Origin of the sequence: Enterobacter cloacae complex sp. OE43NF, assembly GCF_023544405.1 — a bacterium.
GTDB lineage: Bacteria > Pseudomonadota > Gammaproteobacteria > Enterobacterales > Enterobacteriaceae > Enterobacter > Enterobacter cloacae.
In genome coordinates this window covers 148,782-170,308 of record NZ_JAMJFW010000001.1, presented here as the reverse complement: position 1 = coordinate 170,308, position 21,527 = coordinate 148,782, and the positions used below count along the sequence as shown (strand labels likewise).

The 21,527-nt window shown below is 55.4% G+C and carries 18 protein-coding genes; all 18 read right to left on the bottom strand.

From position 1 onward, the window contains the following. Positions 1-6: 6 nt before the first annotated feature. A complete protein-coding gene (gene secA / locus M8370_RS00785; protein ID WP_013095581.1) occupies positions 7-2,712 on the bottom strand; it encodes a preprotein translocase subunit SecA in 2,706 nt (901 codons plus the stop codon). A gap of 59 nt (positions 2,713-2,771) precedes the next feature. Beyond that, positions 2,772-3,275, bottom strand: coding sequence for a secA translation cis-regulator SecM (gene secM, locus M8370_RS00780; protein ID WP_250020373.1), 504 nt, complete (start codon positions 3,273-3,275; stop codon positions 2,772-2,774). 279 nt (positions 3,276-3,554) lie between these two features. Next, entirely contained in the window at positions 3,555-4,472 is a 918-nt protein-coding gene (lpxC, locus tag M8370_RS00775; RefSeq protein WP_013095578.1) for a UDP-3-O-acyl-N-acetylglucosamine deacetylase, read from the bottom strand. Between the two features lie 101 nt (positions 4,473-4,573). Further along, positions 4,574-5,725, bottom strand: coding sequence for a cell division protein FtsZ (gene ftsZ, locus M8370_RS00770; protein ID WP_008501978.1), 1,152 nt, complete (start codon positions 5,723-5,725; stop codon positions 4,574-4,576). 63 nt (positions 5,726-5,788) lie between these two features. Next, positions 5,789-7,045 (bottom strand): cell division protein FtsA, encoded by a 1,257-nt coding sequence (ftsA, locus tag M8370_RS00765; RefSeq protein WP_006173845.1) that lies wholly within the window; start codon positions 7,043-7,045, stop codon positions 5,789-5,791. Beyond that, entirely contained in the window at positions 7,042-7,884 is an 843-nt protein-coding gene (ftsQ, locus tag M8370_RS00760; protein WP_250020372.1) for a cell division protein FtsQ, read from the bottom strand. Before ftsQ ends, ftsA begins: the two co-directional genes overlap by 4 nt. A 1-nt stretch (position 7,885) precedes the next feature. Continuing rightward, a complete protein-coding gene (locus M8370_RS00755) occupies positions 7,886-8,806 on the bottom strand; it encodes a D-alanine--D-alanine ligase (RefSeq protein ID WP_038981206.1) in 921 nt (306 codons plus the stop codon). Then, positions 8,799-10,274: a UDP-N-acetylmuramate--L-alanine ligase gene (gene murC, locus M8370_RS00750; RefSeq protein ID WP_013095575.1), complete on the bottom strand. Its 1,476-nt coding sequence runs from the start codon at positions 10,272-10,274 to the stop codon at positions 8,799-8,801. Before murC ends, M8370_RS00755 begins: the two co-directional genes overlap by 8 nt. 58 nt (positions 10,275-10,332) lie before the next feature. Further along, complete coding sequence (gene murG / locus M8370_RS00745) at positions 10,333-11,397, bottom strand: undecaprenyldiphospho-muramoylpentapeptide beta-N-acetylglucosaminyltransferase (RefSeq protein ID WP_250020371.1); 1,065 nt, start codon at positions 11,395-11,397, stop codon at positions 10,333-10,335. Next, complete coding sequence (gene ftsW / locus M8370_RS00740; RefSeq protein ID WP_013095573.1) at positions 11,394-12,638, bottom strand: cell division protein FtsW; 1,245 nt, start codon at positions 12,636-12,638, stop codon at positions 11,394-11,396. Before ftsW ends, murG begins: the two co-directional genes overlap by 4 nt. Continuing rightward, a complete protein-coding gene (murD, locus tag M8370_RS00735; RefSeq protein WP_250020370.1) occupies positions 12,638-13,954 on the bottom strand; it encodes a UDP-N-acetylmuramoyl-L-alanine--D-glutamate ligase in 1,317 nt (438 codons plus the stop codon). The genes ftsW and murD overlap by 1 nt, the downstream gene beginning before the upstream one ends. Positions 13,955-13,956: 2 nt before the next feature. Continuing rightward, entirely contained in the window at positions 13,957-15,039 is a 1,083-nt protein-coding gene (gene mraY / locus M8370_RS00730; RefSeq protein ID WP_008501985.1) for a phospho-N-acetylmuramoyl-pentapeptide-transferase, read from the bottom strand. Continuing rightward, the gene (murF, locus tag M8370_RS00725; RefSeq protein ID WP_047352030.1) at positions 15,033-16,391 is read right to left on the bottom strand and encodes a UDP-N-acetylmuramoyl-tripeptide--D-alanyl-D-alanine ligase; all 1,359 of its coding nucleotides are present in this window, start codon (positions 16,389-16,391) and stop codon (positions 15,033-15,035) included. Before murF ends, mraY begins: the two co-directional genes overlap by 7 nt. Then, entirely contained in the window at positions 16,388-17,875 is a 1,488-nt protein-coding gene (murE, locus tag M8370_RS00720) for a UDP-N-acetylmuramoyl-L-alanyl-D-glutamate--2,6-diaminopimelate ligase (protein ID WP_013095570.1), read from the bottom strand. Before murE ends, murF begins: the two co-directional genes overlap by 4 nt. After that, the gene (gene ftsI / locus M8370_RS00715) at positions 17,862-19,628 is read right to left on the bottom strand and encodes a peptidoglycan DD-transpeptidase PBP3 (RefSeq protein ID WP_023620014.1); all 1,767 of its coding nucleotides are present in this window, start codon (positions 19,626-19,628) and stop codon (positions 17,862-17,864) included. Before ftsI ends, murE begins: the two co-directional genes overlap by 14 nt. A 15-nt stretch (positions 19,629-19,643) precedes the next feature. Continuing rightward, positions 19,644-20,009 carry a cell division protein FtsL gene (ftsL, locus tag M8370_RS00710; protein ID WP_008501989.1) on the bottom strand — a complete coding sequence of 122 codons (366 nt, stop codon included), beginning with the start codon at positions 20,007-20,009 and terminating at the stop codon, positions 19,644-19,646. Beyond that, a complete protein-coding gene (rsmH, locus tag M8370_RS00705; protein WP_013095568.1) occupies positions 20,006-20,947 on the bottom strand; it encodes a 16S rRNA (cytosine(1402)-N(4))-methyltransferase RsmH in 942 nt (313 codons plus the stop codon). The genes ftsL and rsmH overlap by 4 nt, the downstream gene beginning before the upstream one ends. Before the next feature lie 2 nt (positions 20,948-20,949). Beyond that, complete coding sequence (gene mraZ, locus M8370_RS00700) at positions 20,950-21,408, bottom strand: division/cell wall cluster transcriptional repressor MraZ (protein WP_014830641.1); 459 nt, start codon at positions 21,406-21,408, stop codon at positions 20,950-20,952. Positions 21,409-21,527: the final 119 nt, after the last annotated feature.

The window sequence follows — 21,527 nt, the reverse complement described above, 5'->3', positions numbered from 1 at the left end:
ATGAACTTAGCTCAGACGGCCGTGGCACGCCTTATATTTTTTACCGGAGCCGCATGGGCACGGATCGTTACGCCCCACTTTGCGATCGCCAGTTTGCGCGGCGATTGCCGCAGCGGCTTCGCTATCGTCAGTCTGGTGGCTGAGCTGCTGCATCTGTGCCAGACGCTCGGCTTCCTCACGACGCTGTTGCTCCATCGCTTCCACTTCTTCCGGCATACGCACCTGCACTTTGCTCAGGGTGCTGATAACTTCATATTTCAGCGACTCCAGCATGGAGGCAAACATCGAGAAGGATTCGCGCTTGTACTCCTGCTTAGGATCTTTCTGTGCATAGCCACGCAGGTGGATCCCCTGACGCAGGTAGTCCATCGCCGCCAGGTGCTCTTTCCATAGTGAGTCCAGCGTCTGCAGCATCACCCCTTTTTCGAAGTGACGCATCATCTCAGCGCCAACAACCTCTTCCTTACGCTTGTATACCTCCAGCGCGGTTTCGTAGATACGCTCGCGCAGGGTCTCTTCGTGCAGCTCAGGCTCTTTATCCAGCCACTCTTTGATTGGCAGGTCGAGGTCGAAGTCGTTTTTCAGGCGCTCCTGAAGGCCTTCGATATCCCACATCTCTTCCAGAGACTGAGGCGGAATGTGCGCATCGATAGTCGCTTTGAACACATCTTCACGAATGCTGTTGATGGTTTCGCTCACGTCGGATACGTCCAGCAGTTCGTTACGCTGGGTATAGATAGCACGACGCTGATCGTTGGCGACGTCGTCATATTCCAGCAGCTGCTTACGAATATCGAAGTTGCGGCTTTCCACTTTACGCTGCGCGTTGGCAATCGCTTTGGTCACCCATGGGTGCTCAATGGCTTCACCTGGTTTCATCCCCAGCTTACGCATCATGCCGGAAACACGGTCAGAGGCGAAGATACGCATCAGCGCATCCTCCATCGACAGGTAGAAGCGGGAAGAACCGGCATCACCCTGACGACCTGCACGACCACGCAGCTGGTTATCGATACGACGTGATTCGTGACGCTCAGTACCAATGATGTGCAGACCACCAGATGCCAGAACCGCGTCATGACGCACCTGCCAGTCGGCTTTGATCTGCGCAATCTGTTCCGGCGTTGGGTTTTCCAGCTCCGCCACTTCGGCCTGCCAGCTACCACCCAGCATAATATCGGTACCACGACCCGCCATGTTGGTGGCGATGGTCACGGCCGCTGGATAACCCGCCTGCGCAACGATATCTGCTTCTTTGGCGTGGAATTTGGCGTTCAGTACGTTGTGCTTGATACCCGCTTTGGTCAGCTCATTAGACACCACTTCGGATTTCTCGATGGAGATGGTCCCCACCAGAACCGGCTGGCCTTTAGCAGTACGTTCGCGAATATCTTCGATGATTGCCTGAATTTTTTCCGCTTCGGTCATGTAGACCAGGTCCGGCATGTCCTTACGGATCATTGGACGGTTGGTTGGAACGACAACGGTATCCAGTTTGTAGATGGAGCTGAATTCAAACGCTTCGGTATCTGCTGTACCGGTCATCCCTGCCAGCTTCTCGTACAGACGGAAGTAGTTCTGGAAGGTAATAGACGCCAGCGTCTGGTTTTCGTTTTGAATATCCACGCCTTCTTTGGCTTCAACGGCCTGGTGCAGACCGTCAGACCAGCGACGACCCTGCATGGTACGGCCGGTGTGCTCATCAACGATGATGACTTCGCCGTCTTTGACGATGTAGTCGACGTCGCGAGTGAACAGCGCATGGGCGCGCAGTGCGGCAGTCACGTGGTGCATCAGCATGATGTTGCTCGGGGAGTAAAGAGACTCGCCCTCTTCCATGATGCCTTCAGCCACTAACAGCTCTTCAATTTTAACCAGACCACGTTCAGTCAGGTTCACCTGGCGCGCTTTTTCATCAACGGAGAAGTGGCCTTCACCCTGGAAGGTATCGGAGTCTTCTTTCTCCTGACGCAGCAGGTGTGGAATGATTTTGTCGACTTTACGGTACATATCAGAGCTGTCTTCGGCCGGACCGGAGATGATCAGCGGGGTACGCGCTTCATCGATCAGAATGGAGTCCACCTCATCCACCAGCGCATAGTGCAATTTACGCTGCACACGTTCTTCAGGGCTGAACGCCATGTTGTCACGCAGGTAGTCGAAGCCGTATTCGTTGTTGGTACCGTAGGTGATATCGGCGTTATACGCTTCGCGCTTGGCTGGCGCAGGAAGACCGGACATGTTGATGCCGACGGTCATCCCCAGGAATTCGAACAATGGACGGTTATTTTCGGCGTCACGCTGTGCCAGATAGTCGTTGACGGTCACGACGTGCACGCCTTTACCGGTCAGTGCGTTCAGGTAGGCAGGCAGCGTCGCGGTCAGGGTTTTACCTTCACCGGTACGCATTTCCGCGATGCAGCGCTCGTTAAGCACCATACCGCCCAGCAGCTGCACGTCGAAGTGACGCATGCCGAATACACGTTTACTCGCTTCACGCACAACCGCGAAGGCTTCCGGGATCAGGCTTTCTAAGGTTTCGCCTTTTTCCAGGCGTGCGCGGAATTCTGCGGTTTTCGCTTTCAGCTCGTCATCAGACAGCTTTTCCATCGCCGGTTCCATACCGTTGATGACAGCGACAGCTTTGCGCATACGGCGCAGGGTACGATCGTTACGACTACCAAAAACTTTGGTTAATAATTTGATTAGCATAATAAATTCTCAAACGCCCCATAACGGGCAGATAAATTAAGGTATTGAAAACGGTTAATTTAACTGAGGCGCTGAGGCCCGGCGCGAATGCCGTGAACCTGGCTTATCCACGTCGAGACAGAGAATGTGGCGGGTGAAACAACGACAGATTGCGCTGTCTGCGGAACGCTAACAGCTGGCTGGCGGTCCTGCGTCAACAGCGCGTTGAGCGTATCCAGCAGCGCAAGGTGTTGCGCCTGAACCGGCAGCGTCTCTTCAGCAACCGGTATGGCCTGCGGCGCCATTGCAAATGACAGATGGCGAATAACCGTGCGGATGGCGTGCTGCTGCCAGTAATCTACCGAAAAGTTAGGACGGCGGCTGGCTTCAAGCCACGCAAGATTGGTGAAGTTAACGCGCGCGGTGAGATCGTGTTTGGTGGTTGACGTCTTTGCCGGTGTGGCAGCTTCAGCGCTGTTACTGAGCGCAGGCAAGCCGAAACTCGCCGCGACCATCCCTAATAAGAGATGCGGCCAGAAGTAACGTCTGCCAAATTGTCGCCAGCGCGTCAGAATTCCGCTCACTTGCTCCACCACATAAGCCCGTCTTACACAGGCTGATTTCAGTTATTCTTTTAAGCGCCCAGATATTACCACTAAAGCCAATACACAGCAGCAGGAATGACGTACTGCAGCAGGGAAAAACGGTCAAGAATGCAGCTAACGCACAGATTTTCTACGCCTGCTAAGCGAAAGGGGAAGCTGGGGCAAAATGAAGAAAGGTAAAAATAAAAACGACTGGTTTCCCTGGTCGGAGAGAGTACCAGGTTAACCAGTCGATTTTTTACGAAACGGCTTGAACCGTTACGCCAGAACCAGGCCAGGGGCTTTGAAGGCCAGCGGCAGTTCAGCTTCGTCTTCGAAGGTCACATACTCCCAGGCTTCCTGTTTTGCCAGGACGGCCTGCAAGAGTTTGTTATTCAGCGCATGACCGGATTTGAACGCGGTAAATGCACCAATAATGTTGTGACCACACATGAACAGGTCGCCAATTGCATCAAGCATTTTGTGGCGAACGAATTCATCTTCGAAACGCAGACCGTCTTCGTTCAGTACGCGATAATCGTCAACAACGATGGCACAATCGAAGCTGCCGCCCAGGCACAGGCCGCGGGACTGCAGATATTCGATATCACGCATGAAGCCGAAAGTACGAGCACGGCTGATCTGGCGCATAAACGCATCAGCAGAGAAGTTCATCGCATAGCGCTGGGTACTGGCATCAATCGCCGGATGGTTAAAATCGATGGTGAAGTCCAACGAGAAACCATTGTACGGTTTGAATTCAGCCCACTTGTCGCCATCTTCGACGCGAACGGTCTCTTTGATGCGAACAAATTTCTTCGCGCAGTTCAGTTCTTCGATGCCGGCATCCAGCAACAGATAAACGAACGGAGCAGCACTACCATCCATGATCGGGATTTCTGGCGCATCGACTTCAACAATAATGTTGTCGATACCCAGACCCGCCAGGGCGGCGTTCAGGTGCTCTACGGTAGAAATCCGCACGTCATGCTCGTTCACCAGACAAGTACAGAGCATAGTATCACGCACAGATTTGGCATCGGCCGGAAAATCTACCGGTGGATTCAAGTCGGTGCGACGATAGATGACCCCGGTATTGGCCGGCGCAGGGCGTAACGTCAGGGTGACTTTCTTGCCGGTATGTAAACCGACACCTGTCGCCTGAACGATACGTTTAAGTGTCCTTTGTTTGATCATCGTATAATCTCGCCAAATTAACTATCCAACCGAGAGTGTATATCACTAACGGTGGGCCAGTTTAGCACAAAGAGCGGAAATCCCCAAATTCCAGCCAATTCTTAGTCAGCTTGCTTACGCAGGAACGCCGGGATATCCAGATAATCTGGCTCTTTCGCCGTTTGCGGCGTTGGGTCATTAACCACTTTCGCGGCCGGTTTTTGCTCCTGAGTCAGAGGAGACATACCGTGCTGCTGGTAACGATCCATTACCGGTTGCTGAGTCTGCTTGTTCGTCACCAGAGTGATTTCAGGACGCTTGTCCATACCGATACCGGTAGCAACAACCGTTACACGCAGCTCGTCGTTCATTTCCGGGTCAAGGGAGGTACCGATTACCACGGTCGCGTTGTCAGAGGCGAACGCACGGATGGTGTTACCCACGGTTTCGAACTCATCCAGACGCAGGTCAAAGCCAGCGGTGATGTTGACCAGCACGCCACGCGCACCCGACAGATCGATATCTTCCAGCAGCGGAGAAGAGATAGCCATTTCTGCTGCTTCTTCCGCACGGTCTTCACCGCTCGCCACGCCGGAGCCCATCATCGCGTAGCCCATTTCGGACATCACGGTGCGAACGTCAGCAAAGTCAACGTTCATCAGGCCAGGACGGGTAATCAGTTCAGCGATACCCTGAACCGCGCCTTTCAGCACGTCGTTTGCTGCGCCAAAGGCATCCAGCAGAGAGATACCGCGACCCAGCACTTTCAGCAGTTTGTCGTTCGGGATGGTGATCAGCGAGTCCACATGCTTGGACAGCTCGGTGATACCCTGCTCCGCGAAGGCCATACGTTTCTTGCCTTCAAAATTGAAAGGCTTGGTCACGACAGCAACGGTCAGGATACCTAAATCTTTAGCCACTTCAGCCACAACAGGTGCTGCGCCGGTACCTGTACCGCCACCCATACCTGCTGCGATGAAGACCATGTCCGCACCTTCCAGTGCAGCACGCAGCGCTTCACGATCTTCTTCAGCCGCATTGCGACCTACTTCCGGGTTAGCCCCTGCGCCCAGACCTTTGGTGATGCCACCACCGATCTGGATAGTCTGGCCGACTGCCGTCTTACGCAGTGCCTGTGCATCAGTGTTAACCGCAAAGAATTCAACACCTTCAATGCGCTCGCGCACCATATGCTCTACGGCGTTACCGCCGCCGCCACCGACGCCGATGACTTTAATCACCGCGTCGTTGGTCAGTTCCATAGGTTCAAACATAATTTCTCTCTCCGTTGTGCCTGTCGCCCGAGACCGTTAATTCTCTCCGGTCTCTTAAAAAAATTAAAACTCTTTTCGCAGCCAGTTGTTCAGTCGTTTGACCCACGACCCCACTGAGACGCGTTTTTCCACTTCTGCTTCACCACTGAGATGGGATTCTTTCCCGTAGTGGAGCAGGCCCACAGCCGTTGAATAGTAAGGCTCCTGGGCATAATCCGTTAAACCGGTAATATTCAGCGGTGCGCCAATACGCACCTGCGTATGGAACACACGCTGCGCACAGGCCGCAAGACCTTCAATTTGCGCTGCACCGCCGGTTAATACAATCCCCGCCGCAAGATGATGTTTTACGCCCTGCTGGCGAAGCTGTTCCTGTAATTGCAAAATCTCTTCGTTGACCAGGTTGAGCAGCTCGGTATAGCGCGGCTCAATCACCTCTGCCAACGTCTGGCGCTGCAGGCTACGCGGCGGACGGCCGCCCACGCTTGGCACTTCAACGCTCTCATCTTTGCCAACGATAGACCCCAGCGCACAACCGTGGCGCACTTTAATCGCTTCTGCATCGCTTGGCGGCGTACCAAACGCGTAGGCAATATCGCTGGTCACCACGTTCCCCGCGTAAGGGATCACTTTGGTGTGGCGCAGGGCACCGCCGGTATACACGGCCATATCCATTGTACCACCACCAATATCGACCACACAGACGCCCAGTTCACGTTCATCTTCGGTTAGCACGGAATAGCTTGCCGCCAGACCGGCGAAAATAAGTTGGTCAACTTTCAGGCCACAACGTTCAACGGCTTTTACGATGTTCTTCGCCATATCGTTGTGACATGTGATCAGGTGCACTTTTGCCTGCATACGCACGCCAGACAGACCAACCGGGTTCTTGATCCCTTCCTGGTAGTCAATCGCGTACTCTTGCGGAATCACGTGCAATACGCGGTGCTCATCGCGGACACGCACAGATTTCGCCGTGTGTACTACGTTTTCAACGTCTTCCTGCGTCACTTCTTCTTCAGAAATGGGCACCATGCCGATTTCATTCTGGCAGCTGATATGCTTACCAGAGAGGGCCAGATAGACAGAGGAAATCTGGCAATCTGCCATTAATTCAGCCTGATCGATGGCGCGCTGCACGCATTTCACCACCGACTCAAGATCGTTTACCCCACCTTTATCCATACCACGGGACGGGCAGCTGCCCACGCCAATGATATTGACCATACCGTCGGGCAGAACTTCCCCTACTAAAGCGGCAACCTTCGCGGTGCCAATCTCCAGTCCAACTACCAGTTTTCTGTCCGTCGCCTTGATCATTGTTGTTCTGCCTGTACCTGTGCCTGATTCTGTTGCTGATTAGGTTCCTCGACCGGAGCCGGTACCCAACCGACTGCTGCGCCTGAGTCATAGCGCAAATCAACGTAGCTTATCCGTTTGCCGTCAGTCTGTGCCTGCTGCTGTAAAACCGGGTAAAGTTCTACAAAACGCGCCAGACGCTTCATCGTGTCGCCGTGGCCAAGGTTGAGCTTAATGCCATTCGTTAAGGTGAGCTGCCACGAACGGCGCGCCGTCATCGCAGCTTCTTTTAACGTAAACCTGTCCTTCGCCAGCACTTGCCCCATCTCGCGAAAACCCTGTAACACTTCGTTTTCGCTGCCTTCAGGACCATACAACATCGGTAAATTTTGCTTGTTGACACGATCGGCCGGGACGCTGAAGGAATTTCCGTCTACGTCAACCATGTGCTGATCATTCCAACGCGCAATGGGCACATATTCAACCAGATGAATCTTCAATTCATCAGGCCATTGCTTTCTTACACTCGCCTGTTTTATCCAGGGCAGACGTTCAATCTGACTCTGGATAATGTTGACATCCTGCGTCATAAAGGTGCCAGGCGACCCCAGTGCCAGAATCGACTGGCGAATATCATCGTTACGCGTGTAGTGGCGTTCACCGGTGACCACCAACTTCGACAGCGGCAACCGCTGCGCATCTTCCATCCAGCCCAGTACCATCCAGCCGCTGATAAACACGGTGCACAGCACCCCGAGCAGGAAAATAATCCCTGCAAGACGCGTTCCATTACTCCGGCGTGAAGAAGAATATTCTTCCTCGTCATCGCGGTTGCGCGTGTTCAATGCAGCCTGAGACATATCAGCCCGCCTGGTCCAGAATACGTACGACTAACTGCGAGAAGCTCATCCCCGCCTGACGCGCGGCCATCGGCACAAGGCTGTGGCTGGTCATGCCTGGAGAAGTATTCGCTTCCAGCAAATAAAATTGCCCATCGCTGTCGAGCATCACATCAATGCGTCCCCAGCCACTGCAACCAAGAATATGCCAGGCTTTAAGCACCAGGGACTGTAAATCCGCTTCACGTTCTGCTTCAAGACCTGCTGGGCAGAAATATTGCGTCTCGTCAGAGAGATACTTCGCCTCATAATCATAGAAGACGCCAGCAGGTTGGATGCGAATCGACGGTAAAATTTCTTCACCAAGCATCGCCACGGTAAATTCCGGCCCGCTCAGCCATTTTTCAATCAGAACTTCTTCATCGTGTTGAAATGCCAGCGCTAAAGCAGACGATAAATCGTCAGCTTTATCAACTTTGGACATCCCAACGCTCGACCCTTCACGGCTGGGCTTTACAATAACCGGTAAGCCCAACTCAGCAATGCGTGCATTAACGCTATCCTGAAGGCCCATTTCAAATTCGCGGCGCGTCAACGCAACCCACGGCGCAACCGGCAAACCCGCCCCCTGCCACAGCAGCTTACTGCGCAGTTTATCCATTGAGATGGCGGAGGCCATCACGCCGCTGCCGGTGTAGGGCATACCGATGAGATCCAGCAACCCTTGCAGGGTACCGTCTTCTCCTCCACGACCGTGCAGAGCAATAAAGACTTTATCGAAGCCCATTGCTTTCAGTTGCGTTACATCGACCTCTTTCGGATCGACCAGATGTGCATTAACGCCAGCCTCACGCAGGCCCGCCAGTACCGCAGCGCCTGAATTCAGGGAAACCTCGCGCTCGGCGGAGGTGCCGCCAGACAGGACAGCAATCTTATCAGCCATGATGCTCATCCTCCTGAGTTTGCGGCTTCAGTTTGATTTCAGCTAAGGTACGGGCGATTTTGCCGATATTTCCCGCGCCCTGAATCAGAATCAAATCGTTACCTGTCAGTACCGGCGCCAGAATTTCGGCGACCTGAGCAGGATCCGAAACCAAAATAGGGTCTACTTTACCGCGTCCGCGAATGGTTCGACACAGAGAACGGCTGTCCGCGCCTGGGATCGGCGTTTCACCTGCAGAATAAACATCCAGCATCAGCAATGTGTCCACCTGGGACAGCACGCTGGCGAAATCGTCATACAGATCGCGCGTACGCGTAAAACGGTGTGGCTGGAAGATCATCACCAGGTTCTTCTCTGGCCATCCCGCACGTGCGGCCTTAATGGTCGCGTCCACTTCGGTTGGATGGTGGCCATAGTCGTCTACCAGCATGGCAGTACCCGGTTTACCGTTTACCGCATCCAGCGGGAATTCGCCAAGGAAGTCGAAACGACGCCCGGTTCCCTGGAAGCTTTCCAGAGCACGCAGGATCGCATCGTCATCAATGCCTTCTTCTGTTGCGACGGCCACCGCCGCGGCTGCGTTCAGGGCGTTATGACGGCCTGGTGCGTTCAGCGTCACGTGCAGCAGCTCTTTGTCCTGACGCGCCAGGGTGAAATGCCCCTGCGCACCAATCTGTTTGTACTCTTCCACGCGAACATCCGCGTCTTCACTGAAACCATAGGTGGTGATCTGACGACCAACCCGCGGCAACAACTCGCGAATGACCGGATCGTCCACACACATTACCGCGCGTCCATAGAACGGCAGGTTATGCAGGAAGTTGATAAAGGTCTGCTTTAAATTCTCGAAGTCGCCCTGGTAGGTATCCATGTGGTCAGCTTCGATGTTAGTGACAATCGCCACCATCGGCTGCAGATGCAGGAACGACGCATCGCTCTCATCCGCTTCCGCAATCAGATAACGGCTGTGGCCCAGACGCGCATGCACACCTGCTGCTTTTACCAGACCGCCGTTGACGAACGTCGGGTCGAGACCCGCTTCGGCATAAATACTGGAAACCATCGCCGTGGTCGTGGTTTTACCGTGCGTCCCGGCAATCGCAATCCCGTGACGGAAACGCATCAGCTCTGCCAGCATTTCCGCGCGGCGGATCACCGGAATACGCGCTTCATGCGCGGCCACAATTTCCGGGTTATCAGAGGAGATGGCGCTGGATACCACCACCACACTCGCATCGCGCACGTTTTCCGGGCGATGGTTGAAATAGATAGTCGCCCCAAGCGACGCCAGTTGCTGCGTAACAGGGTTTGGCGCCAGGTCAGACCCGCTGATCTGATAGCCTTCGTTAGCTAACACTTCGGCAATACCGCCCATGCCAGCACCACCGATGCCAACAAAGTGAATGTGCCGGACGCGACGCATCTCGGGCACGATTGAACGCAGTTTTGCCAGTTGTTGTGTATTCATTCTCTAAACGCCATCGACTACTTAAAAAAATCGTGCAGCGCAACACGCGCTGCGAGGGTTAAGCCTGGGCTGCCAGGCTCACTTCTTTTGCCACCCGCTCCGTTGCATCAGGAATGGCCGCCGCACGTGCGCGTTGCGCCATCTCCATTAATGTTTCCCGGTTCCAGCCCGCCAGGGTGGTGGCGACCGCATCGGCGGTAAATTGTGGCTGCTCGAATATTTTCGCGGCACCGGCTTTTTCAAGCGGCAGCGCATTCCAGTACTGCTGACGATCTTTGTGCTGGAACGGCACAAACAGAGCCGGTAAACCCGCGGCGGCAATTTCACTCACCGTTAATGCACCGGAGCGACAGACCACGACATCGGCCCAGGCGTACGCTGCCGCCATATCGTCGATAAATTCCGTCACTTTGTGCTGCGGTTGACCTTCTGCCGCATAAGCCTGCTCAACGGTCTGCTGAGCGCCTTTTCCGCTTTGATGCCAGATGGTCACGGCATCACCCAGCTTTGCGGCAACCTGCGGCATCGTCTGGTTCAGGATGCGTGCGCCCTGCGATCCGCCGACGACCAGCACGCGAACAGGGCCTTCACGGCCAGCCATGCGGGTATCCGGCAACGGCAGCGCCAGCACATCCACACGCACCGGGTTTCCGACGACGTCCGCTTTCGGGAACGCACCAGGAAATGCCTGCATCACTTTGGTGGCGATTTTCGTCAGCCACTTGTTGGTCAGTCCGGCAATACCATTCTGCTCATGCAGTACAACGGGAATGCCCAACGACCACGCGGCAAGTCCGCCCGGACCGGAAACATAACCGCCCATGCCCAGCACCACATCCGGCTGAAAGCGCTTCATGATGCTGCGCGCCTGACGCCATGCGTTGAAAATGCGCACCGGCGCCAGAAGCTGGGCCTTAATGCCTTTGCCACGAAGGCCAGAAATACGAATAAAGTCGATCTCAATACCGTGCTTCGGTACCAGGTCGGCCTCCATGCGGTCTGCGGTTCCCAGCCAGCGTACCTGCCAGCCCTGATCCATTAAATGGTGCGCAACCGCCAGCCCCGGGAACACATGTCCACCGGTACCGCCTGCCATCACCATTAACCGCTTCGGTTGATTCATCGTGAACCTCGTGTAAACGCCTGGGCTTTTTCCAGACGCGTTTCATAATCTATACGTAACAACATCATGATGGCCGTCGACATGATCAACAGACTGGAACCACCATAACTGATCAACGGCAACGTCAGGCCCTTGGTCGGCAGCATACCCGCTGCGGCCCCGACGTTAACCAATGCCTGGAAGCTAAACCAGATACCAATTGAACAGGCTAAGAAACCTGAGAAGCGGTGATCGATCTCCAGCGCTTTCCGCCCAATCGACATGGCGCGGAAAGCGACGAAGAATACCATTAATAGCGCTAATACCACACCGATATAACCCAGTTCTTCCGCAATAATGGAGAAGATGAAGTCAGTATGCGCTTCGGGTAAATACTCCAGTTTCTGAACCGAGTTGCCCAGGCCTTGTCCCCAGACTTCACCGCGGCCAAACGCCATGAGTGACTGCGTCAGCTGATAGCCACTGCCAAACGGGTCTTCCCACGGGTTCCAGAACGAGGTCACACGGCGGATACGGTATGGTTCAGCAAGGATCAGCAGGACAACCGCTGAAATACCCATCCCGATAATGGCGATGAACTGCCACAGTTTCGCCCCCGCCAGGAACAGCATCGCCAGCGTCGTCACAAACAGTACCACCACGGTACCGAGGTCAGGCTGCGCCAGCAGTAAGACCGCCAGCACCAGAATCACGCCCATCGGTTTCAGGAAGCCGCGAAGGTTGTTACGCACTTCATCTACTTTGCGCACCAGGTAGTTCGCCAGGTAGCAGAACAGGGACAGTTTGGTAAATTCTGCAGGCTGAATACGCAGCGGACCAAAGGCGATCCAGCGCGATGCCCCGTTTACGGAACTCCCCACCACCAGCACGATCAGCAGCATGATGATCGAGGCGATCAGCATCGCGGTACTGTGTCGCTGCCAGAACGCCATTGGCAGACGTAAGGTTATCAGCGCAAGACAGAACGCCAGGATGATGTACAGACCATCACGCTTGGCAAACAGGAAAGGATCGTTCGCCAGTCGCTGCCCGACGGGCATTGATGCTGACGTCACCATAATAAAGCCGACCGCCGCCAGCCCCAGGGTGAGCCAGAAGAGCGTGCGATCGTACATGATCAGGCTGTCGTTATCTTTCTGACGAGAGCCCATCACCCAGCCTTTCAGTGCCGCAAACAACCACACCAGGACACCAAATCCTGGGAAGCGCGGCATTTTCAGGCGAGGGAGAGATAAACGCATCAGCCTAACTCCTTCGCCAGGCGGGTAAAGAGATCACCACGCTGTTCGAAATTCTTGAATTGATCAAGGCTGGCGCATGCCGGAGAGAGCAGCACCATATCGCCCGGCTTCACGCGAGGAGCAATCAGGCGCATTGCCTGTTCCATGGTTGCGGTCTGCTCGGCGATCTCAGGACGCAATTCCGCCAGTTCCCTGCCATCACGACCAAAGCAGTAGAGACGGATGTTATCGCCGGAGAGATACTGCTTCAGGGAGGTGAAATCGGCGGACTTACCGTCGCCACCCAGCAGCAGATGCAGAGTACCTTCCACCTGCAAACCATTCAGCGCGGCCTCTGTACTGCCTACGTTGGTGGCTTTGGAATCATTGATCCAGCGTACGCCGTTATGCTCCAGCGCCAGCTGGAAACGGTGCGCCAGTCCGGTAAAGGTGGTCAGCGCCTGCAGGCTGGAGGAGCGTGGCAAACCGACGGCATCCGCCAGCGCCAGCGCCGCCAGCGCATTGGTGTAGTTATGCTGACCGGAAAGCTTCATCTCCTTCACGTTCAACACCTTCTCACCTTTCACCCGCAGCCAGGTTTCACCCAGCTGACGGTTCAGATGATAATCACCCATGGTGATACCAAAGCTGATGCAGCGGTCATCGGCACCGCGTACCGGCATGGTCAGGGCATCATCGGCGTTAACGACGCAGACTTTGGCATTTTCATATATACGCAGTTTGGCTGCGCGATACTGCTGTAGACCAAACGGATACCTGTCCATATGATCTTCGGTCACGTTCAGGATTGTGGCCGCGGCAGCATGCAGGCTGGAGGTGGTTTCCAGCTGGAAGCTGGAGAGTTCCAGCACGTACAGCTCGCAGCCTTTGTCCAGCAGCATCAGCGCGGGCAAACCAATGTTGCCGCCAACGCCGACATTTTTGCCCGCCGCTTTCGCCATCTCACCCACCAGGGTAGTGACGGTGCTTTTTCCGTTAGAGCCGGTAATGGCGATAACAGGCGCCTGCGCTTCGCGGCAGAACAGCTCGATATCACCGACAATCTCAACGCCCGCATCGGCTGCGGCGCTCAGTGAAGGGTGCGCCAGCGCCATACCGGGGCTGGCCACAATCAGATCGGCTGCCAGCAGCCAGTCATCATTCAGACCACCAAGGTGGCGTTCAACCTGTTCCGGCAGTTTGTCCAGACCCGGCGGAGAAACACGCGTATCCATCACCCGCGGCGTCACGCCGCGCGCAAGGAAAAAGTCCACGCAGGACAGGCCAGTAAGGCCCAACCCGATGATAACGACTTTTTTGCCCTGGTAATCTGCCATGATTAACGTACCTTCAGCGTTGCCAGGCCAATCAGCACCAGCATCAGCGAAATAATCCAGAAGCGCACGATGACACGCGGCTCTGGCCAGCCTTTCAGTTCATAGTGATGGTGAATCGGTGCCATACGGAAGATGCGCTGGCCGCGCAGCTTAAAGGAACCGACCTGCAGGATCACCGACAGGGTCTCAACCACGAATACCCCGCCCATGATCACCAGCAGGAACTCCTGGCGCAGCAACACGGCAATAATACCCAGCGCGCCGCCCAGAGCCAGTGAACCGACGTCACCCATAAAGACCTGGGCCGGATAGGTGTTGAACCACAGGAAGCCCAGCCCTGCCCCGACAATGGCCGTACAGACGATCACCAGCTCGCCCGCGTGACGCAGATAAGGAATGTGCAGATAGTTGGCAAAGTTCATGTTGCCGGTCGCCCACGCCACCAGCGCGAAACCTGCGGCCACGAAGACCGTTGGCATAATGGCCAGGCCATCCAGACCATCGGTCAGGTTCACCGCGTTACCGGTGCCCACAATCACGAAGTACGCCAGCAGAATGTAGAACAGCCCCAGTTGCGGCATGACGTCTTTAAAGAACGGCACCACCAGCTCGGTAGCGGGAGTGTCTTTTCCGGCCAGATACAGCGCGAAGGCCACGCCCAGCGCAATCACCGACATCCAGAAATATTTCCAGCGGGCGATCAGACCTTTCGTGTCTTTACGTACCACTTTGCGGTAATCATCAACAAACCCAATGATTCCGTAGCCCACCAGCACAGTCAGCACACACCAGACGTACGGGTTGGATGGATAGGCCCACAGCAGCACGGAAACCACGATCGCGGTCAGGATCATAATCCCGCCCATGGTTGGCGTACCGCGCTTGCTGAAGTGCGATTCCGGACCATCGTTACGAACGACCTGGCCGAAAGAGAGTTTTTGCAGACGGGCAATCATGCGCGGGCCCATCCACAACGAGATGAACAGCGCAGTCAGCAGGCTGACGATGGCGCGAAACGTCAGATAGGAAAAGACGTTAAAGCCTGAGTAATATTTGACCAAATGTTCGGCCAGCCAAACTAACATGTCCCGTTCTCCTGTAATGCGTGCACTACCTCTTCCATGGCGGCACTACGTGAACCTTTCACTAACACAGTCACAATTTGTTTTTCAGCAATCAACGTCTTCAGACGTTCAATCAGTGCGGCTTTATCGGCAAAATGTTCGCCAACACCGCTGGCATGGCTAATCGCCTGGCTCAGTTTTCCTGCGCTCAGTACGCAATCCAGCCCGGCCGCTTTCGCGGCTTCACCCACCTGGATATGACAGGCTTCGCTCTCATCGCCCAACTCGGCCATATCGCCAACCACCATCACGCGATAGCCTGGCATTTCGGACAACACCTGTACGGCTGCCGTCATCGAACCGACGTTCGCGTTGTAGGAGTCATCCAGCAGCAGTTTGTTTTCTGCAAGCTGGACTGGGAACAGACGTCCCGGTACGGCTTTTAAATTCGCAAGGCCAGTTTTGATCGCGTCATGTGTTGCGCCGACGGCCATCGACAGCGCCGCGGCAGCAAGCGCATTGGCGATGTTATGGCGACCCGGCAGCGGCAGCAGAACCTCAATGCCTCCCGTTGGGGTATTGAGCGTGAATTCCGTGCCATGCGAAGTCACATGGATCTGGGTCGCGGTAAAATCACTGTCTGCCGCATTTGGCGAGAAGCGCCACGTCTTACGTGAACCGATGATGCTCTGCCAGTTCAACCAGTCGTTATTATCGGCATTCATAATGGCGATACCGTTATCCGGCAGGCCGGTATAGATCTCACCTTTGGCTTTCGCCACGCCTTCAAGTGAACCGAAACCTTCCAGATGCGCGGCGGCCAGGTTGTTCACCAGCGCAGCCTCCGGACGCGTCAGGCTGACCGTCCAGGCAATTTCACCCTGGTGGTTTGCCCCTAATTCAATCACCGCAAAGTCATGCTCTTTGGTGAGGCGAAGCAATGTCATCGGCACGCCGATGTCATTATTTAGATTGCCTGCGGTGTAAAGCGTGTTACCGCACTGACTGAGGATCGCCGCCGTCATCTCTTTTACTGACGTTTTGCCCGAAGACCCCGTCAGAGCAACAACGCGAGCTGGCACCTGCTGACGAACCCATGCTGCCAGCTCACCGAAGGCAAGGCGCGTATCCTTCACCACAATCTGTGGTAAATCGATATCGAGTTTGCGGTTCACCAGCAGCGCACCCGCACCATTCTCTTTCGCCTGTTCAGCAAAATCGTGGGCGTCAAAACGTTCGCCCTTCAGCGCCACAAACAGGCACCCGGCGGTCACTTTGCGGGTATCTGTCGTCACGGCGTCGATGGTCAGATCCTGACCATGTAACGTACCCTGCAGGAGGGTTGCCGCCTTGCCGAGCGTTAAGCTGATCATGCCACCACTCCCAACAGACGCGCTGCCGTTACACGGTCCGAATAGTCCAGACGACGATTGCCAACAATCTGATAATCTTCATGGCCTTTACCCGCCAGGAGCACGACATCGTTCTCCTGCGCCTGCATGATGGCGTTGGTCACGGCTTCCGCACGGCCTTCCACCACGCGGGCACGTCCTGCGTCCAGCATACCGGCCAGGATATCGTTGATAATGGCGCGCGGCTCTTCAGTACGCGGGTTGTCATCGGTCACAACCGGAATATCCGCGAACTGTTCGGCGATGGCACCCATCAACGGACGCTTGCCCTTGTCACGATCGCCCCCACAGCCAAACACACACCAGAGCTTACCGGCGCAGTGCAGACGTGCCGCTTCAAGCGCTTTTTCCAGCGCATCCGGCGTGTGGGCATAATCGACAACAACGGTCGGTTTACCTGGCGCACTGAACACTTCCATACGGCCACAGACGGGCTGCAGACGCTCTGCGGTGTTGAGCAGTTCGGCCATCGGATAGCCCAACGCCAGCAGCGTTGCCAGCGCCAGCAGGAGGTTGCTGACGTTAAACGCCCCCATCAGGCGGCTTTCAATTTCGCCTTCACCCCAGGAAGAGGCAAAGCGAATCGTCGCGCCGCTGTCGTGATAATTAACCTCAACCGCCTTCAGCCAGCGGCCATGGCAGTTCGGATTGATATGGTCTTCCATCGACACCGCAACCGCATCCGGCAGCTTCGCAAGCCAGCGGCGCCCCACTTCGTCATCAGCGTTGATGATGGCCTGTCCATAGTGATGCGTGGAGAAGAGCAGCCATTTCGCGGCCTCGTAATGCTCCATATCACCATGATAATCAAGATGATCGCGACTCAGGTTCGTGAACACGGAGGCGGCAAATTTCAACGCCGCCACACGATGCTGTACCAGACCATGAGAGGAGACTTCCATCGCGGCAAAGGTCGCACCCTGCCCTGCCAGACCGGCAATCACATGTTGTACGTCAACCGCGGAGCCGGTGGTGTTTTCCGTCGGGCTCACTTTACCCAGCAGCCCATTCCCCACGGTGCCCATTACGGCGCCGGTTTCTCCCAGCAGTTGCGCCCATTGCGCCATCAATTGGGTGGTCGTCGTTTTTCCGTTAGTACCCGTCACGCCCACCAGACGCAGCTGGTCTGAAGGCTCGTTATAAAAACGTCCCGCCAGTGCGGAGAGTCGCTCATTCAACTGGCTAAGGTAGATAACCGGCACACCGTGCATTTCACGGATTTCACCGTCGGTTGCCTCATCTTTAGCCTCAGCAATAATGGCAGCTACACCTTGCGCAATCGCCTGCGGGATATATCGACGCCCGTCCGCCTGATGACCAACTACAGCCACAAAAAGATCGCCGGAAGCAGCCACACGGCTGTCCAGTACCATCTCCCGTAGCGCTCGCTCAGGTGCGTTTGGCACCCACGGAGCGAGAAGGTCGCGCAAATTACGATCTGCCACCTGTACCCTCGCCTTGATTAATTACAAATTCACTTTTTTCGCCCGTTGCCAGCGCGTCCGGTTCAACGTTCATGGTGCGTAATACGCCGCCCATGATGGCGCCGAACACAGGCGCTGAAACGGCGCCGCCGTAGTATTTACCCGCCTGTGGATCGTTAATGACGACCACCAGCGCAAAACGCGGATTGCTTGCAGGCGCAACGCCTGCGGTATAGGCAATGTATTTGTTGATGTAGCGGCCATCTGGCCCCACTTTTTTCGCCGTACCGGTTTTAATGGCGATGCGATAGCCTTTGATCGCCGCCTTCACGCCGCCACCGCCAGGTAGCGCCACGCTTTCCATCATATGCACAACGGTACGAACGATAGATTCCGGGAAGATACGCTCGCCCGGAACCGGTGGATCAACTTTGGTAATCGACAGTGGGCGATAGACGCCATAGCTGCCAATCGTTGCGTAGACTCGCGCTAACTGTAACGGGGTTACCATTAGCCCGTAGCCGAAAGAGAAGGTGGCCCTCTCTATGTCAGACCACCGTTGTTTTTGAGGATATAAGCCACTGCGTTCTCCGACCAACCCCAAATTGGTCGCCTTTCCTAGCCCAAAACGTGAGTAAGTCTCTACTAACGCTGAGGACGGCATCGCTAACGCCAGCTTTGAAACACCGACGTTACTCGACTTCTGTAATACCCCGGTCAGGGTCAATTCGCTGTAGCGCGCCACGTCTTTAATTTCGTGGCCGTTGATTCGGTAAGGGATCGTGTTCAGAACCGTGTTCTCATTGACGATGCCGCGTTGCAGCGCCGTCATCACCACCATCGGCTTCACCGTGGAGCCAGGTTCGAACACGTCGGTAATGGCCCGGTTACGCATTGCATCTTTGGCGGTACCGGTAAAGTTGTTCGGGTTGTAGGACGGGCTGTTGGCCATCGCCAGCACTTCGCCAGTGCTGACATCCACCAGCACGGCGCTGCCCGACTCCGCCTTGTTAAAGGCCACGGCATTGTTCAGCTCGCGATACACCAGCGCCTGCAGGCGTTCATCAATGCTCAACGCCAGGTTATGCGCGGCCTGGCTGTCTGTGGAAGAGATATCTTCAATCACGCGACCATAGCGGTCTTTACGCACGATTCGCTCACCCGGCTGACCGGTAAGCCACTTATCGAAGCTTTTTTCAACCCCTTCAATCCCCTGGCTGTCGACGTTGGTAAAACCAATGAGGTGAGCGGTTACTTCGCCGGAAGGATAGTAACGGCGAGACTCTTCTCGCAGATGGATACCCGGAAGCTTCAGTTTTCTGATGTAATCGGCCATGTCAGGGTTAACCTGACGCGCCAGATAGATAAAGCGCCCTTTCGGGTTGGCGTTAACGCGAGAGGCAAGCTGATCCAGCGGCATTTTCAGGGCGTCAGACAGCGCTTTCCAGCGGTTGTCGAGCGTGATACCACCGGCATCGTGCAGCTCTTTCGGATCGGCCCAGATCGCCTTCACCGGTACGCTCACCGCCAGCGGACGACCGGAACGATCAGTGATCATCCCGCGAGATGTGGAGACTTCCTGTACGCGCAGAGAGCGCATATCGCCCTGGCGCACCAGCATGTCAGGCGCGATGATTTGTAGCCACGCCACACGTCCCAGCAGGAAGCCCAGCGCGAGTAAAATGCAGCCGCAAAGCAACGCAAAACGCCAACTGATAAAGTTGGCCTGTTCTTCCTGACGTTTTGGTTTTAGCGTTTTTGCCGCTGCTCTCATGCGTCGCGTTTTCCCTTATTTTTGTACTACGATATTTTCCTGGGAAGGATCAACATGCTGCAATTGCAGCTTTTCTGTTGCGATCCGCTCGACCCGGCTGTGATCGCCGAGGGCGTTTTCTTCAAGGATCAGGTTTCGCCATTCAATATCCAGCGCATCGCGTTCCAGTACCATCTGCTCGCGTTGCGCAGTCAATAAACGTGTGTGGTGGGCTGTCGTCACCACCGTTACTGCCGTCACAATAATGCAAATGAACAAGCAGAGTGGCAGCTTCCCAAACCGCAAAAGATCGTCGCCGATCACGCCAGGCAAGGCATGGCGCTCGTTGCTTCCTAACGAATCCTTAACTTTGCTTAGGGTCTCTGTCACTCTGCCGATCATGCGTTCGTCCTCTCTGCAATACGCAGCACTGAACTACGGGCGCGTGGATTCTCTGCCACCTCTTCTTCGCCCGGCATCAACTTGCCTAATGCTCGCAACTGACGGCCACCCAGCTTCCTGAGTTGTTCTTCCGTCATCGGCAGCCCTGCTGGCACCTGTGGACCGCGGCTTTGTTCACGCATAAAGCGTTTCACAATACGGTCCTCCAGCGAATGGAAGCTGATGATGGACAACCGCCCTCCCGGGGCCAGCACGTCGAGCGAGCTTTTTAGCGCCAGCTCTATTTCCTCCAGTTCACTGTTTACCCAGATGCGAACCGCCTGGAAGGTACGGGTCGCGGGGTGTTTGTGTTTATCCTTCACCGGTGTTGCCGCCGCAATCACCTCAGCCAGCTCTTTCGTGCGGGTCATCGGCTCAATACGATTGCGCTCAACAATGGCGCGCGCGATGCGCTTGCCAAAACGTTCTTCGCCAAAGGTTTTAATCACCCAGGCGATATCGGCTTCATCTGCGGTCTGTAACCACTCGGCGGCAGACTGACCGCGCGTGGGATCCATGCGCATGTCCAGCGGGCCGTCGCGCATAAAGGAGAAGCCGCGTTCAGCATCATCAAGTTGGGGTGAAGAGACGCCAAGATCGAGAAGAATCCCGTCGATCTTGCCCGTCAGACCGCGCTCAGCAACGTAATCCGCCAGCGCAGAGAAAGGTCCATGCACGATGGAAAAGCGTGGGTCATCGATGGTTTGCGCAACAGCAATCGCCTGCGGATCGCGATCAATTGCCAGCAGACGTCCTTCCGCTCCAAGCTGGGAGAGGATCAAACGCGAGTGGCCACCGCGACCAAAAGTGCCATCAATGTAGATGCCGTCCGGACGAATATTCAGGCCGTTGACGGCCTCATCCAGCAACACCGTTGTATGTTTATAATTTTCCATCATATTTATAGAGACAAGTCCTGCAGCCGTTCCGACAAGGTAGCGGAATCAGACTGCTCAGCGTCGATATCTTCCTTGACCTGTTGATACCAGGTCGTTTCGTCCCACAGTTCAAACTTGTTGAACTGACCGACCAGCATCACTTCTTTGGTCAGACCGGCATGCTGCCGCAGCACGGGCGCAATCAGTAATCGCCCTGCACTATCCATCTGACACTCACTGGCATGCCCCAATAACAACCGCTGCACGCGGCGTTCCTGTGGGTTCATGCTCGACAGTCGCGACAGCTTTTGCTCAATAATTTCCCATTCAGGTAAAGGGTAAAGCAGCAGGCAGGGGGAGTTGATGTCAATGGTGCAAACCAGTTGACCCGAAGCGTTCTCGATCAGCTGGTCGCGGTATCGGGTTGGTACCGATAAACGCCCCTTACTGTCGAGATTGACTAACGTTGCTCCACGGAACATGCCAGTCTCACCCCTCCTCACCACTTTAACCCACAAATTCCCACCTAAAGGAGTTTACGGAGCGAGGGAAAAGCTTGTCAAGCCAGGACTCTCTCTATACGAACCCGAAAGGGCTCTAT

What these genes read in the sequence shown, in the direction of transcription:
- secA (WP_013095581.1), bottom strand. Translation starts at nt 2,712, where the DNA reads ATGCTAATCAAATTATTAACCAAAGTTTTTGGTAGTCGTAACGATCGT.
- lpxC (WP_013095578.1), bottom strand. Translation starts at nt 4,472, where the DNA reads ATGATCAAACAAAGGACACTTAAACGTATCGTTCAGGCGACAGGTGTC.
- ftsZ (WP_008501978.1), bottom strand. Translation starts at nt 5,725, where the DNA reads ATGTTTGAACCTATGGAACTGACCAACGACGCGGTGATTAAAGTCATC.
- ftsA (WP_006173845.1), bottom strand. Translation starts at nt 7,045, where the DNA reads ATGATCAAGGCGACGGACAGAAAACTGGTAGTTGGACTGGAGATTGGC.
- ftsQ (WP_250020372.1), bottom strand. Translation starts at nt 7,884, where the DNA reads ATGTCTCAGGCTGCATTGAACACGCGCAACCGCGATGACGAGGAAGAA.
- M8370_RS00755 (WP_038981206.1), bottom strand. Translation starts at nt 8,806, where the DNA reads ATGGCTGATAAGATTGCTGTCCTGTCTGGCGGCACCTCCGCCGAGCGC.
- murC (WP_013095575.1), bottom strand. Translation starts at nt 10,274, where the DNA reads ATGAATACACAACAACTGGCAAAACTGCGTTCAATCGTGCCCGAGATG.
- murG (WP_250020371.1), bottom strand. Translation starts at nt 11,397, where the DNA reads ATGAATCAACCGAAGCGGTTAATGGTGATGGCAGGCGGTACCGGTGGA.
- ftsW (WP_013095573.1), bottom strand. Translation starts at nt 12,638, where the DNA reads ATGCGTTTATCTCTCCCTCGCCTGAAAATGCCGCGCTTCCCAGGATTT.
- murD (WP_250020370.1), bottom strand. Translation starts at nt 13,954, where the DNA reads ATGGCAGATTACCAGGGCAAAAAAGTCGTTATCATCGGGTTGGGCCTT.
- mraY (WP_008501985.1), bottom strand. Translation starts at nt 15,039, where the DNA reads ATGTTAGTTTGGCTGGCCGAACATTTGGTCAAATATTACTCAGGCTTT.
- murF (WP_047352030.1), bottom strand. Translation starts at nt 16,391, where the DNA reads ATGATCAGCTTAACGCTCGGCAAGGCGGCAACCCTCCTGCAGGGTACG.
- ftsI (WP_023620014.1), bottom strand. Translation starts at nt 19,628, where the DNA reads ATGAGAGCAGCGGCAAAAACGCTAAAACCAAAACGTCAGGAAGAACAG.
- ftsL (WP_008501989.1), bottom strand. Translation starts at nt 20,009, where the DNA reads ATGATCGGCAGAGTGACAGAGACCCTAAGCAAAGTTAAGGATTCGTTA.
- rsmH (WP_013095568.1), bottom strand. Translation starts at nt 20,947, where the DNA reads ATGATGGAAAATTATAAACATACAACGGTGTTGCTGGATGAGGCCGTC.
- mraZ (WP_014830641.1), bottom strand. Translation starts at nt 21,408, where the DNA reads ATGTTCCGTGGAGCAACGTTAGTCAATCTCGACAGTAAGGGGCGTTTA.